The 14,254-nt window shown below is 67.5% G+C and carries 12 protein-coding genes; 6 read left to right on the forward strand and 6 right to left on the reverse strand.

Annotation, left to right across the window (positions count from 1 at the left end; translation table 11 throughout):
* Positions 1-1,071 precede the first annotated feature (1,071 nt).
* The 5 genes from OG574_RS52520 to OG574_RS52540 all read right to left on the reverse strand — a co-directional run bounded on the left by OG574_RS52520 (position 1,072) and on the right by OG574_RS52540 (position 6,302).
* A complete protein-coding gene (locus OG574_RS52520) occupies positions 1,072-2,310 on the reverse strand; it encodes a ParB/RepB/Spo0J family partition protein (protein WP_326779430.1) in 1,239 nt (412 codons plus the stop codon).
* Positions 2,307-3,548 carry a ParA family protein gene (locus OG574_RS52525; RefSeq protein ID WP_326779431.1) on the reverse strand — a complete coding sequence of 414 codons (1,242 nt, stop codon included), beginning with the start codon at positions 3,546-3,548 and terminating at the stop codon, positions 2,307-2,309. Before OG574_RS52525 ends, OG574_RS52520 begins: the two co-directional genes overlap by 4 nt.
* Positions 3,549-3,840: 292 nt before the next feature.
* Entirely contained in the window at positions 3,841-4,632 is a 792-nt protein-coding gene (locus OG574_RS52530) for an ABC transporter permease (RefSeq protein WP_326779432.1), read from the reverse strand.
* Entirely contained in the window at positions 4,629-5,600 is a 972-nt protein-coding gene (locus tag OG574_RS52535) for an ATP-binding cassette domain-containing protein (protein ID WP_326779433.1), read from the reverse strand. The genes OG574_RS52530 and OG574_RS52535 overlap by 4 nt, the downstream gene beginning before the upstream one ends.
* A 30-nt stretch (positions 5,601-5,630) precedes the next feature.
* A complete protein-coding gene (locus tag OG574_RS52540; protein ID WP_326779434.1) occupies positions 5,631-6,302 on the reverse strand; it encodes a DUF4097 family beta strand repeat-containing protein in 672 nt (223 codons plus the stop codon).
* A gap of 323 nt (positions 6,303-6,625) precedes the next feature.
* Here OG574_RS52540 and OG574_RS52545 point away from each other — a divergent pair, with 323 nt between their 5' ends.
* The 6 genes from OG574_RS52545 (at position 6,626) to OG574_RS53045 (ending at position 11,236) form a co-directional block, all read left to right on the forward strand.
* Positions 6,626-7,363, forward strand: a complete 738-nt coding sequence (locus OG574_RS52545; RefSeq protein WP_326779435.1) for a helix-turn-helix domain-containing protein — start codon at positions 6,626-6,628, stop codon at positions 7,361-7,363.
* A gap of 359 nt (positions 7,364-7,722) precedes the next feature.
* A complete protein-coding gene (locus OG574_RS52550) occupies positions 7,723-7,974 on the forward strand; it encodes a hypothetical protein (protein ID WP_326779436.1) in 252 nt (83 codons plus the stop codon).
* Entirely contained in the window at positions 7,974-9,602 is a 1,629-nt protein-coding gene (locus OG574_RS52555) for a helix-turn-helix transcriptional regulator (protein ID WP_326779437.1), read from the forward strand. The genes OG574_RS52550 and OG574_RS52555 overlap by 1 nt, the downstream gene beginning before the upstream one ends.
* Positions 9,603-10,178 (forward strand): transcriptional regulator, encoded by a 576-nt coding sequence (locus tag OG574_RS52560; RefSeq protein WP_326779438.1) that lies wholly within the window; start codon positions 9,603-9,605, stop codon positions 10,176-10,178. It abuts the gene before it with no gap.
* Positions 10,179-10,673: 495 nt separating this feature from the next.
* Complete coding sequence (locus tag OG574_RS52570; RefSeq protein ID WP_326779439.1) at positions 10,674-11,063, forward strand: DUF3710 domain-containing protein; 390 nt, start codon at positions 10,674-10,676, stop codon at positions 11,061-11,063.
* Positions 11,060-11,236 carry a DUF3710 domain-containing protein gene (locus OG574_RS53045; protein WP_442816980.1) on the forward strand — a complete coding sequence of 59 codons (177 nt, stop codon included), beginning with the start codon at positions 11,060-11,062 and terminating at the stop codon, positions 11,234-11,236. The genes OG574_RS52570 and OG574_RS53045 overlap by 4 nt, the downstream gene beginning before the upstream one ends.
* Before the next feature lie 49 nt (positions 11,237-11,285).
* Here OG574_RS53045 and OG574_RS52575 read toward each other — a convergent pair whose 3' ends face one another.
* A complete protein-coding gene (locus OG574_RS52575) occupies positions 11,286-13,835 on the reverse strand; it encodes a DEAD/DEAH box helicase (protein WP_326779440.1) in 2,550 nt (849 codons plus the stop codon).
* Positions 13,836-14,254: the final 419 nt, after the last annotated feature.

The following is a 14,254-nucleotide window of genomic DNA, read 5'->3' on the forward strand; positions in this document are numbered from 1 at the left end:
GCGTCCGGTCAGACAGAGCAGGGCCGGGGTATGGAGTTGGCCTGGGTGATCTTCTTGTCTAGTAGGCCCGGGAAGCCGGGTCGCCGAGCGCGGCGAACGCGGCCAGGAAGAACGCCCGTATCAGCTGCTTGTTGTCCCGGCGGGAGGGTTGCTCGCTGCGTATCGATGATCTGGAACTGCGGGTTGCCAGGGCGGTCCGGCGTAGGAGACGAAGTGGTGGCGGTCGGAACGCGCTCGCATCGCCTACGTCGATCGGGACCCGGGGCACCGGTTCGCATTCCGATGCCGGGCAAGGAGGTCAGGATCTTCGACAGAGGGCGCTCGTCCAGCAGCTCTTGGATGCGCTTCTCCAGGAGCTTGCGCTGGTCCAGGACGGCTCGCAGCGAGCGGGCGGGCGGGCCAGGTCCGGCACGATCAGCGCGACCGCGTCGGTGCCCGGGACGATCACGGTCGCGCGTCGAGCGTGAGGAGGATGTCCTCTGCGAGGCGCCCGAACATGCGCGGCGCCAAGGGATCGGGCGACGGCGCCCGGCCTTGCGCCTGGCGGCCGCGGAACCGAACCGCTCGAGAAAAAGGGCCCGGGCCTCCGCGTAGTCGAGTCGGGGGCCTTGGGACGCGTTCCGGGTGGGGGTGGATCTGGGTGAGCAGGCCTGCGCAGGCGGTTGGCGATGCGGGTGGCCGCGCCGGCCAGGTCGTCGTTGAAGCCGACGATCGTCTCCTGCCCGGCGATGGCCTCGCCGGTGGCTCGACGTCGCGCAGGCCGTGCGGGATGGTGCGGGCAGCGTCGGCGTCGGAGATGACGAGGGCGTCGCGGGCGTTGCTCTGGCCTCGCCGAGGGGTGACATTCCCCCGGATCATGCGAACTACAGGGGGAATAGTCATGCCGGATGGGAAGCTGCGAGCCCCGTTGCGGAGCCACAAGAGATGGGTATCGAGGGCACCGGCCGAGACCATCCGAAGTTGCGGATATCTCCATACGCTAAGAAGGCCCGCCTCCACTTTCGATGGGAGGTGGGCCTTCTTGGGCTGCGTCGCGCGTTGGGGGGCTTGTCGATGGGCAGGCCCAACACGTCAGATTGCGGGCCGCTTCCGCAGCTTTGTCGCGACCAGGATGTCGACCATCTTGAAGAACTCCTCATCCGTCTCCATCTTCCGGATCAGGAGGTGCGCGCTCATGGCGCCGCTGTCGTAGGGGAACTTCTTGCCGTCAGCCTCGTGACCGTTGGTGTCCCGCTCCGTCAGTTCGTGGGCCCTGGGCTCGGGGACAGTTTCGGGAGTGGTAGCCGGCGGGGGTGACGGCATCGCTGCGTGGGCAACGTCGCTCCGGGGCGCAGGCTCAGCACCCTCATTCTTTACCGCGGTAAAGCCGGGGGCCGGCTGAGCTGGCTCGGTCGGGGCGGTCGGGGCGGTCGGTGAGTCGGTCTGCGGATTCTTTACCGCGGTAAAGACCGGCGTCGGTTGAGCTGGCTGGGGCGGTGCGGTCGGTGGCTCGGTCTGCGGATTCTTTACCGCGGTAAAGACCGGGGCCGTCGGCGCCGGTGGGGACAGATCTCTCTGGGGATCTACCGGATCCGCTGGCGCCAGCTTCTCCTCGGCCCGGGCCGCCAGCCGGTTCGCCCAGGCAGTGGCCTGCTCCTCCACCGGAAGTTTCACCAGGTCCCGAGTCTCCCGAACGGGCAGCACACCCGCACTGACGAGGTCCTGGAGTTCCGGAGCCAGCTTCAGCAAGTACAGCTGCTGGGTGACCCACCCGGCCGACTTGCCGAAGTGCTCCGCGACCCTGGCCTTGCCTCCGAGCTGCTCAACCATCGTCTGGATGCCGATGGCCTGCTCGACGGGGTCCAGGTCCTCACGGTCGTTGTTCTCCGACAGGACCGCGTCCAGAAACGTGGCCCTGGACGCTGCAAGCGTGTCGTCGACGATGACTTCAAGGGTGCCAAGACCCGCCGCCTGGGAAGCGCGGAAGCGGCGCTCGCCATTCGCGATGACGTACCGATGGGTCCCCACCGCATCGGCCTCTTCCTCCCACAGCTTCAGGTAGGCCTCGCGCGTGACCGCAACAGCCGGCTGAAGCTGCTTCACCTCCAGCTTGCGACCAAACTCCTTGAGGTCCTCATCAGTGCCGAAGTTGCGACGTGGGTTGAACCGCGTCGGCACGAGCTGTTCGAGCGGAAGCGTCTGCAGGCGGCTGTCGGGCGCGCCGGTTGTGGCAACGCCGGTCGCTTCCGCGACGGCCTGGCGCCGAGCGCTGACAGGCCGGGTCTGGGTGTTGCCGAATCGTCCGCCGCCCAACTGGTCCTTCTTGCTCATGAGAGCTCCCGCGCCATGGCCCGCATGCTGATCGCGATTTGGCTCTTGGGTGCGTACGACAGCAGAGGCTGCTTCATTCGGACGGCCTCCTTCTGCTCCTTGCGCTCACTGACGATCGCGACGACACGCGGATCCTTAATGTCCATCCATCCCTCGAGGGAGGACGTGGCGATGTAGCCGCGCCGCGGGTCGTAGAGGTTGACGACCAGACCGAGGTAGTCGATATCGAGGTCCATGTCGTTGCGCAGGTCTTCGATCTGGTTCGTCAGCAGGTCGTAGGCATCGGCTGAGCTGTCCTCTGCCTGGACGACGACGAGGGGGCCGGACTGGCCGGGCACTTCGTCCTTCCGGCGCCGCCCGTAATAGACGGCGGCGTCCATGCTCAGGCCGAGGCTCGGGGGGCAGTCGACAACGATGACGTCATAGTCGGCTTCCAGCGGTGCAAGGGCACGCTCCAACGCGGCTTCCCGGGCGCGGACTCCGGAGAGCCGGACGTCCAGGAGGAACGCGTCGTTACAACTGGGCAGCAGGTGGAGACGGTCGCCGAACCGTTCCCCGTCGACGGTGACGATGAGATCCCGCAGGTCGCCCTTGGGGGAGCCGCCCATGTGGTTGGTGAGGCTGTCGCCGTCCTGCGAAATGGGCAGAGGTGTTGCACCGAGCTGGTTGGTGAGGTGGCACTGGGGGTCGAAGTCGACCAGGAGGACGCGCAGGCCGATACCGGGAAGGTTCTCGACACCGAGAGGGTCCTCGTCACCGTCCGGCTCCGAAGCAAGCTGCTTGGCGATCTGGACCGGGTACAGGCTGTTGCGGTCCTCAGCCATTGCCTCACCGAGGCCGGCGGTGATGGCGGTCTTGCCCACGCCGCCCTTCTGGTTGCACACCACGAACCGCCGGGTGACGACCGGCCGTTCGATGTCGGGTGCCGGATGGCTGTCCAGCCACATGTGCACGGCCTGCGCCAGTCCCTGAGTGAGGGACACGCTGCGCTGCTTGGTGACCGCCTTGAAGTCGTCCCACTGACCGTGCGGGAGGAAGGTGGAGAACGAGTCGGCGCCGGCCGTGTCGACAGGTTCAAGCCCGGAGGCGAGCCCGGTCCAGGCCCTGACGGCCTGTTCGATGGCCGTCTGGATTTCGAGACCGTGCTGGGCGCATCTGACCTTGAGGCTCTGGCGAAGCAGGCCCGGCAGCTTGGATACGACCTTTTCCCGGTCGCCTGAGGTGGTTGGAGAACTCATGCGTGTCACCTTACTAACGTCGTAGATCAAATTACGCCTCGACACGTTAGTTTCTCGGAGCAGATTCTTTACCGCGGTAAAGTCCGAGCCTGCCCAACGAGTTCATACCATCCCAAACTCCCCGAACCGCCTCGTGCACCTTCCTGAGTGCGCATCAGGTCCCGGTCTCATGCTGCCGAGCCAGCGGCCAGTTTCTTTACCGCGGTAAAGGCGTGGATGTGGCGGCGTGCCCCTGTGTGGTGTCGGGGTGCGCCGCCATGGGGCGGAACGGGGTTGTGGGTGGTCATGTGGGCTATTTCGGGTCGTTGTTGAATTTTGCCTTGGACCAGTAGTAGCCGAGGACGGTGAGGCCGAGGCTCCAGGTGATGGTGAGCCAGCCGTTGTTGCCGATGTGGGTGCCGAGGAGGAGGCCGCGGAGGGTTTCGATGGCGGGGGTGAAGGGCTGGTATTGGGCGATGGGCTGGAACCAGCCGGGCATGGTGTTGGTGGGGATGAAGGCGCTGGACAGGAGGGGGAGGAGGATGAGGGGCATGGCGTTGTTGCTGGCCGCTTCGGCGTTGGGACTGATCAGCCCCATGCCGACGGCGATCCAGGTGAGTGCGGTGGCGAACAGGACGAGGAGTCCGAACGCGGCCAGCCATTCGAGGGCGGTGGCGTCCGTGGAGCGGAAGCCGATGGCGACGGCGACGGCGCCGACGAGCACGACGCTGGCGATGCATTGCAGGACGCTGCCGATGACGTGGCCGATGAGGACGGATCCGCGGTGGATGGCCATGGTGCGGAAGCGGGCGATGATGCCTTCGGTCATGTCGTTGGAGACGGACACCGCGGTGCCGATGGTGGTGGAGCCGATCGTCATCAGGAGCAGGCCGGGGACGATGTAGGCGATGTAGACGGAGCGGCCGGCGCCGGTGCCGCCGATGCCGGCGCTCATGACGTCGCCGAAGATGTAGACGAACAGCAGGAGCAGCATGATCGGGGTGAGCAGCAGGTTCAGGGTGAGCGACGGGTAGCGCCGCGCGTGCAGGAGGTTGCGGCGCAGCATGGTGGACGAGTCGCGCACGGCGAGGGACAGGGAGCTCATCGGACAGCCTCCTTGGGCTGGTTCGGCTGGGCGGGCACGCCGACGCCGCCGGTGAGGGCGAAGAACACGTCGTCGAGGTCGGGGGTGTGCACGGTCAGCTCGTCGGCCTGGATGCCGGCCGTGTCGAGGCGGTCGAGGATGGAGCGCAGGTCGCGCTGGCTGCCGTCGCTGGGGAGCTGCAGTGCGAGGGCCTCCTCGTCTGTTGCGGCGTCGTCGAGCGCGGAGGCGGCGGAACGGTAGGCGTCGGGGTCGGTGAAGCGGAGCCGGATGTGTCCGCCGGGGATGAGGCGCTTGAGTTCGTCGGCGGTGCCTTCGGCGGCGATTCTGCCGTTGTTGAGTACGGCGATGCGGTCGGCGAGTTCGTCGGCTTCTTCGAGGTACTGGGTGGTGAGGAAGACGGTGACGCCGTCGGTGACGAGTTCGCGGATGATGCCCCACATGGTGTGGCGGGAGCGGGGGTCGAGGCCGGTGGTGGGTTCGTCGAGGAAGATGATCCGCGGGTTGCCGACCAGGGTCATGGCGATGTCGAGGCGGCGTTTCATGCCGCCGGAGTAGGTGGAGGCGGGCTTCGATGCGGCGTCGGTGAGGTCGAACCGCTCGAGCAGCTCGGCGGCGATGCGTCGTCCTTCCGACTTGGGCAGGTGGTGCAGGTCCGCCATGAGGAGCATGTTCTCCTCGCCGGTGATCAGTGCGTCGACGGCGGAGAACTGCCCGGTGACTCCGATCGCGGCACGCACGGTCTGCGCCTGGGCGGTGAGGTCGTGGCCGCCGACGCGGGTCTCGCCGGTGCCGGGGCCGGGGGAGATGAGTGTGGACAGGATCTGCACGGTGGTGGTCTTTCCGGCGCCGTTCGGCCCGAGCAGGGCGAACACGGTGCCGGTCGGGATGTGCAGGTCGATGCCGTCGAGGACGGTCTTGTCGCCGTAGGACTTGCGCAGCCCGTTCGCCGTGATGGCCATGGTCGTCATGGTGACTGCTCCTCAGAGACTGCGGGTGGGTTAGAGGCTGCGGGCGGTGATGTCGCCGTGGGCGGTGGTGGCGTGGATGGTGAGTGCGGCGGTGGCGCCGTCGGTGTTCTTGAGGGTGTTGTGGATGCGGCCGTAGGTGGTGCCGGCGTCGAGGGTGGCGGACACGCCGCGGGCGGCGCCGATGGTGATGTCGCCTGATTCGGTGCGCAGTTCGACGGTGCCGCTGGTGGCCTCGGCGATGTTCAGGTCGCCCTTCTGTGTGCTGATCTGGGCGGGGCCGTTCAGGCGGCCGACGAAGACGTCGCCGGCCTGGAGGGTGAGGCGGGCGCTGGCGGTCTCGTCGAGCTTGACCAGGGCCTGCGCTCCTTCGAAGGTGACGTCGCCGAGCCGTCCGACGCCGCGCAGTTCGGCGGCGGCGGCCTTCGCCTCGACGCGGGAGCCGGCGGGCAGCTGGACGGTCACCTCGACGGATCCGGAGTTGCCCAGGATCCGGTTCTTCGCGGTGGCTGCTTCGATGTGCAGGACGCCGTCGGCGTATTCGGCCGTGACCTGCTCGGCGGCCTTCACGTCGCGGCTCTTGGACTTGTCGGCGGGCAGGATCTCGACCGTGGTGTCGGCGCGGTCGGCGGCGATGAACTGGATGCGTCCTGCGGGGATGTCCAGGATGGCGAGGACGGCGGCGGGGGTGTCGAACTTCTGCATGGTGTTTTCCTTCGATCCGTTGTTTCTGATGAGAGAAACGCTACGTTGCATTCAAGGATCGGGCAACACTCTTGTTGCGCAAGAACCCTATAACTGCAGGTAGTTGCAGGGATTTCATTGCAATGGCCTGGGCTCTAATGCAACGACCCGTAACCCTGGTCGTTGCAATGGAATGGGCGTGAACGCTATAGTCGACCCGCCGGACACCAGTCAGGGATGCCGGACGCGAATGCCGGCCGCTGGGCACGGTGGTCGAGTACGAACGCCGGGCCGCGGATGGGCGCCGGGGCCGGCGCAGGGCTGTGAAGGAGAAGGGGAGCGCAATGCCGGGAGGCAGACTTACTCAGCAGGACCGTCAACAGATCGCGCTGGGGCTGGCCGATGGCCTGGCCTATGCCGAGATCGCCAGAACCCTGGACCGCCCGACATCGACGGTCACGCGTGAGGTGATGCGTAACGGCGGCCCGACCGCCTACCGCGCGGACCTCGCTCACCGCGCCACGGAACAGCGTTCCCGCCGCAAGCAGCCGGCAGCGCCCCGCAACCCGGGCACGCCGGCGCAGCCCCACGGACGTGACGCGGAAGCGGTGCGCGCGTACGAGGAGACGTTCACGACCGTCCTCATACAGTCGGGAACGCCGAAGATGATGGCCCGGGTGATGTCCTGCCTCACCCTCACCGACACGGGCAGTCTGACCGCGGCCGAACTCGTCCAGCGTCTCCAGGTCAGCCCGGCGTCCATCTCCAAGGCGGTCGCGTTCCTGGAGAGTCAGGGGATGGTCCGCAGGGAGCGCGACGACCGCCGCCGTGAGCGCTACGTCGTCGACAACGACATCATGTACCAGTCGATGATGGCTTCCGCCCGTTCCACCGCCCATGTCGTCGACATCGCGCGACAAGGCGTCGGCGTCCTCGGTTCCGGCACTCCCGCTGCCACCCGCCTCGAAAATATCGCCCGCTTCCTCGACTTCGTCTCCGAAAGCATCGCCCGCGCCGCGGAACAGGCCCGCGACATCCTCCACACCCAGCCCGAACCGCCGAAGGACCACACCACCACGTGAGCCCCCTCGGGCCGCGTACCGCCGCCGTCTTCACCGTCACGGGCCGTGCTTCCCGACCGTCATGCAGGCCGCCTGCGTGCTGAGTACCGCTGAACATCAGGGTGTGCGCAGGTGCCGATGACGGCGGCCATCGACGATGCGAGGTGTCACGCACGACCTGCAGGACGCGTGCATGGCCTCCCTCGACGGCCTGATGCCCCGCTCCCCGCTCATGCACGTCACGGGCCTGACCGCACGCCGAATGCGACCTGCACCCTCAAGCCGCCCGGTTGGTCACGCACTGTCCCGCGATGGCCTGACTCAAAACGGCGACCGTCACGATTTTAATGTATGTCACTGAAAGTGGTATCGTCTGGAGTGTGTCAGAGGTGGATGACGAGCGTGAACTCGCCGATGCGGTCGAGGTGTTGAAGGACGCCGAGGACCGCGTCGCCGATGCGCTGCGCGTGTATCTGGCCCGTGATCCGGTCACCGGGCGGCCGGTGCACGGCCGGATCGGGCGGGCGGCGCAGATCACCGGGTGGGGTGAGCAGCGGGTCAAGGAGACGGTCACCCCGGCCCTGGCCGAGCGGCGCCGCGCCAGGCGCTCGGACAAGGGGGCGGGTCAGTGATGAGCGAGTTCGACGCGATCGACTCCCTGCTCGCCTCGCTCACCCCGCAGGAGGAGCTTCCCGACACCGAGGTGCGCCGGAGTCTGCGCGAGCAGGCGGGACTGTCGAAGGCGCAGGTGGCCCGGGCACTCGGCGTGAGCCCGTCCACGGTCACCGGGTGGGAATCGGGGCGTGACCCGGCGGGGGAGACGCGCGCGAAGTACGCCTACCTCCTTGACGGCCTGGCTGCGAAGTTCGCGCCGCCCGCCGAGCCAGAGCCCGAACCCGACTCCGAGGCCGAGGCGGGGCCTGAGCCCGAGGCGGACGAGGTGGCACCGGCCCCGGTTGCCGCCACCGACGCGACCGAACCTTCACCGGCCGACGACGCAGACGACAGGGACGACACAGACGACGTCGAAACTCTGGCCACGCCCGAGCCGTGCGTCCTGTGCGCCAGCCCGGCCCGGCAGCGCGTCGCTGGCTTTCCCCAGCACCTGGACCCTGCCGACTGCCGGCCCACCGCCGGCGCCACGACGCCTACGGTCACGCCTACGGCCACGCCTGCGGCTCCGAGCGCTCCGCAGGTCCAACCGTCACCTTCGGCGCGCCCGCCACACGCGGCGCACGGTGCGCAACGGCCGAAGAAACCGGCCCCGCGTGGACGGGCGTTCCAGGAACCGTCCGGTCCGGCCGACACGATCCACCAAGCCGTTCAAGCCGCGCTCGCCGCCCACGAGGGCGACGTCGAAGCCGCGAGTACCGCGCTGCTGAAGCGGGCGATCCCGGACGCGATGGCGTTGCTGGACCAGACCCGCAAGGGCGCACGCTACGACGTGATCGCCCACCCCTGGATCCCCGACATCCTCAAGAAGCAGACCGCCAAGGGCGCCGACCGGATCTGGGAAGCCCGCCCCAAGTGGACCCGCCACGAGCTCCCGCCCGGTGAGCACGAAGTGACCGCGCTCGACATCAACGGCGCCTACCTCTCCGCCCTCAAGACCCACCTCCCACTCGGACAGCTGGAACACTCCACCGGCTTCGACCACGACCGGCGCCGCGCAGGCGTCCACCTGATCACCCCACCGCACTGGGAACACGAAGCGGTGCTGCCGAACCCGATCGGAAACCGGGACGAACCCGGCCCCCTGTGGGTCACCGAACCCACCCTGCGTCTCCTGCTACGCCTGTCCGGCCCGAAATACGGCCTGTGCGACCCGCCACAGATCCACGAGTCGTACACCTCCGGCGCCACCGAGAACCTCCTGGAGAAGTTCCGCATCGCCCTCAAAGACGCCCGCGAACAGGCAATCAGCGACGAGGACGAAGTGACACTGGAGTACGTGAAAGCGATGTACTCCAAATTCGTGTCCACGATGGGGGAGTCGAACTACAACCGGGAGCTGTACCGCCCGGACTGGATGCACCTCATCCGCTCCCAGGCCTTCGCCAACCTCTGGACAAAGGCCTACAAGGCCCACGAGGAAGGCCTGACCGTGGTGCGTGCAATGGGCACCGACGAACTCCACGTCATCGGCGACTGGCACAGTGTCTTCCCCGAGGGCCGTGGCGTTACCGAGGTCAAGGTGAAGGACACCTACACCGCCAAAGCCGCCGGCGACGAGACCCTGCAGCCGGGGGAGGGGGAGTAAGTGCCCGACAGGAACCTTGAGTTCGGCAAGTTCGGCGCCCGCGGAATCAAGGGCTACGAGGCCGCGGCCCGCCAGCTCGATCACCTGGCCGCCTTCATCGCCAGCCCCGCAACCACCCGCCGCGGCATGCTGGCCCGCCTGCACTACCTCACCCGCACCGACCATGCACGCACGGCCGCACGCGAGGCCGGCCTCACCGTCACCGACCGCACACTGAAACGCTGGGCCGAGGGCAAGGCCTCACCGTCAAAAAAGAGCCTGGCACAGCTGGAGGACGCCTACCGGCAGGTGCGCCGCCACAACGTCGCCCGGCACCTGCTGCAGCGCCTCAACCGGCAAGGCCGGGGCACCCGCGTCGAGTTCCATCCCCTCAACCAAGCCCAGGTCCCCCGACCGCTCCAACGCGACGTCTCCTTCCGCACCCTCAACGTGCGGCACTGGGACCGGATGGTGCAGGCATGGGCAGCCGATGACGACGAGGCCATGGACGAGGCATGGTTCGACGGCATCACCATCGACCTCGGCTCCGACTACGGCGCCTACGAGTACGTCATGAACATCGGCTTCGCCGCCTGACAACTGCGGCCACACCCAGTCGGACCGCCGACAGCCTCCCGACAAGATGACCAGACAGACCCAACGGCGGCAGCCGACGGTGAGCCACAGGACACCCGCAGGCGGGGCTCAGGGCGGTGCGCGCCGCACACACAGGCACAGAGGGGGCATCGACAGAAGGCTCTCTCAGCTGAAGCGAACGTTGCTGAGGTCGATGGAAACCATGCTTGCTCCAGGAGCGGACGACCGTCAGTGTCGCGGCGGTAAGCCCGGCGTTTGGTGGGCAGCACGATGCCGTCCGCTTCCGCGTAGTCGTAGACGTACTGTGCGGCGGCGAATCCGCCAGCCACGTCGACGTGGTAGTCGTGGCGCCGCAGGAGCCGGTCGGGACCGAAATAGAAGTCCTGGCGGGCGCTGTGGCTTGCGATCTGAGGCGGGAAGGCGGCGCGCAGCCCTGGCTGCGCGTTGCTTGGTCTCGCTACGCTCCTGCCCCACGCATATGGGACGGGGGAGTTCATGGCTGTATCGCGATCAGGGCGGGGAACCGTGTCCGGGCCCTGGGACGCCTCCGAACTGGGGTCTCCAGCAGCGGTATTGGACCGCTGGGACCTTGGAGGTCTCCTGGTGCCGCGCACGCCCAGCGTGCGTGTTGAGGTCAGCTACGACGAAACGCGCAGCGCGCTCGTGCAAGCGGTGTTGATCAACGGAGCAAATGCCCTGCAGCTTCAGGCATTCCGCTCCATCACATCCCGTGACTGGGCGTCGGTGCGCAACGACCTCGCCAGCAATATCCGAGGTGATGGCGGCAGAGCGCATGAATCCATCGGCAGAGCAGGACCCGAGCTCCGCACCCGGATTCCGGTCACCACCCCGACCGGGAGTGAACCGTGCAGAACGCCCGGATGATCGGTTGCGACGGTCCAGGATGGCTGTTGCGCGGTGTCGTGGTCGGCCGAGGAGCCACAGATGACGAACAGGCACAATGGGCATACGGCGCGTTCACCCAGACCGTTGTCGAACCACACATGCCGACCACCGGAACCTGGGGAGCCCTGACCCTGCGCCTGCCGGTTTCTTAAAACTCGAGGACGCAGTGACAAGCTGAATCACCAAGAGGGCTGCACGCCCCTACCAGCGCATGCCCAGCTCATCGAGGTCTGCACGTCGTGCACCGGTAAGTTTGTCGGCGCGTCGGCGAGTGTTGGCGAGGAACATCCCCAGCTGCACCAGCGCCCCGCCCGCGCCGTCATCCTGGCCGTTCGCGCCGCCCCCGGCTCCCTCGACCCCGGACGGGACTTCTTCAACGTGCTTCCTGGGCACGTTCAGATGCCCCTCCCGGGCGTGGAAGCGGCGTGCGGCGGTCAGGTTGAGCATCCACTTGTCGTCCTGGGTGCGGCGTACCACCCGCTCCGCCTCCGCCGCCTCTTCCACGCCCAGCACGCTCTCCAGCAGCCACTGCTGCGCCGCCCCGAGCCTGTCCCACCCCAGACGCTGCGCCTGCACCCACACACCGAGGTCCTCGCCCTGCACGACCAGGACACCGGGCCCGTGGGGGAGTGTGCCGCCAGCATCGATGTGGCTTTTAGCGAGCCTAAAACAGCGTTGCCACGCGGTGTCCCACGCCGGGCACCAGCCCGGGTCGATAGCGTCCAACGCGTCCTGACGGCTCTCTGAGAGTCCCCACCCTCCCGCAGGCACCAGCCGGCCCTGTTCGTGCGCGAGAGCAGCCTCCACGGCCTGCCGGGCGGCAGCCCGCTGGTTCTTCAGCCACACCCCGACCGGGAACCCGCCCTCACCGACGGCACTGACCGGCGCCAGCAGATGCCCGTGCTCTTCCGCCCACGCGCGGGCGACGGCGAGGCCTTCATCGAAGGCATTGTCGTGCGCGTTCCACACCATGCCCAGCTTGTCCAACTGCCGCACCCGCTCACCCCCGAGCAGCTCCGCGCTGTAGTACTTGCGCTGGTCCGCCAACCACACCCCCAGCGGAAACCGCGCAGGGGACCAGTCATCCGGCGTCACGTACCGCTGCCGCGCCTGCAGGGCCTGCGCACCGGTCTCCTTGAGGAACTGGATCGCAGCCTGGATACCGCGCCGCCAGTACGCATTCTCCGGATCGATGATCCGCAGCCGAATGAACTGTGCGATGAGCGCGGGATCGCGCGGTGTACTGAACCGCAGGAGCTCCGCGGCCGGCGCACTCACCACCCGCTCATCAGCGCTCTCCGAGTCCACCTCGCCGTCTGCATCATCGATGTCAGCGTCGGCCACCATCTCCGGTGAGTCATCAGGCCCCCAACTCCCGCTGCGTACACGGGGATCAGCGAGGGCCTCGATAGTCTCCGTGTCGTGTGCCCGCAGGGCCGCAAGGACCTTGCTGAGAGTGTCGTAGGAATTCGAGACCAGTATTTCGCTGCTCTCTTCACCGGCTCCGAGGAATACCGGAACCACCAATGTGGCGAGCTTTCCCCCACCTGGACCCATCCGCAAAGCCCGGCCGACCATCTGCACGATTTCCACCATCGAACCCCGCGCATCACAAAACGCCACAGCATCACACCGGGCCGTATCCACACCTTCCCCGAGCACCTTCACAGACGCCAGAACCTGTACGGCCGCCTTCACCTCCCGCCCGTCCTCGCCCGAGAAGAAGTCGGACGCGAACTCCCCCAGCACGGCCTGCCGGTGGGAAGGAGGATGCTCGCCATACAGCCACCGCGCCCACACCCGCCCCGCCGTCGGGAACCGCTCAGGGTCATCGGCGTGCAGCTCCTCTGCAACGGCCGGCAACCCCACCGCCATCGCCTCCGCCTCCGCAACGCGACTGTGGAAGCTCAAGATCCTGCGCAGCTTCTCCTCAGCGACCGCAGTCAACAGCCCGGTCTGCAACGCCGCCAGGCGCGCTCCCCGTACACGGTCAGCACCCAACGGCGCATCCTGCAGCGCCCGGTAGACGTCCTCGTCACGGATATCGAGGCATACGACCTGGTAGGGGGCCACGATGCCCCGCCGGATCGCCTCCGACAGCTTCAACTCGAACGCGACAGGGCCGAAGATCTCGCTGTCCCGGTCCATCGAAGCAACCATGCGCGGCACCTCACCACCGGCCTCCCACACCCGCGGCGTCGCCGTCATATACAACCGCCGCTCAGCCGGAATCTGCTGCTGATCATGCACCGCCGCCCATGCCTTGCCCGCGTCCCCGGACGTCCGGTGCGCCTCGTCGACCACGACCAGGTCCCAGACCCCAACCCCGGCTCCGTGCGCCCGCTGCAGCGTCCGCAGCCCCAGCGAGGCGTAGGTAGCAAACACGGTGACCTGCTCCAGGCCCCGCAGCCACAACCGCAACTCCTCCGCGCTGGTCGTGCACGGCACGCCCTGACTGTCCGCGGCACTGAGCGAGCACACCCCCACCATGCCCCCACCACGGCCGCCGGCCCGCCACGCGGCGGCCGTCTGGATCAGCAGATCCAGCGTCGGCACCAATACCAACACCCGCCGCGCTTTCAGACGGCGAGCTGCCTCCACCGCCATCAATGTCTTGCCCGACCCAGTTGCAGAGACGACCTGCGCCCGCAGTCCCTGCGCCGGCATACAGCCATCGGCCGGGGTCTGAAGGGTCCTCAGAATCCCATCGACAGCTTCGACCTGATGTGGAAGAAGTTTCATTGCTGCCATTACGGTCTCCCGTGATAGATATGCTCGGCAGGGGTCAAGTCAGGGCCAGCAGGGGCGGTCGGTGGTAAGCATCCAGGCCATAATCTAGCCCGCTCGCCATGATGACACACACGGGATTGGGAGGTTCTCACCTTGTCCGATTCCGACCAGAAGCATGACGGATCGTCAAGAGAGCCTGCGCCACACACAGACGCACCGTCACCCCCACCGATCAGCCTGTGTAGCCAGCTGTTTTTGGCGGGACCGCGCGGAGCGTGGGCCTGCTAGGCCGGATCGCGGAGCGATCCGAGCCGTCAGCAGCGCGAAGCGGTGCTGACATGGCGTCACGGAGTGCCGCCAACTCCCCGACGAAGTCGGGGAGTTCTTCCCGCGCGACGCGCGGGAACCGCCGCGTAGCGGCGGCGCGTCGTGTCTGCGGG

Origin of the sequence: Streptomyces sp. NBC_01445 (genome assembly GCF_035918235.1) — a bacterium.
In the GTDB taxonomy this organism is placed as follows: Bacteria; Actinomycetota; Actinomycetes; order Streptomycetales; family Streptomycetaceae; genus Streptomyces.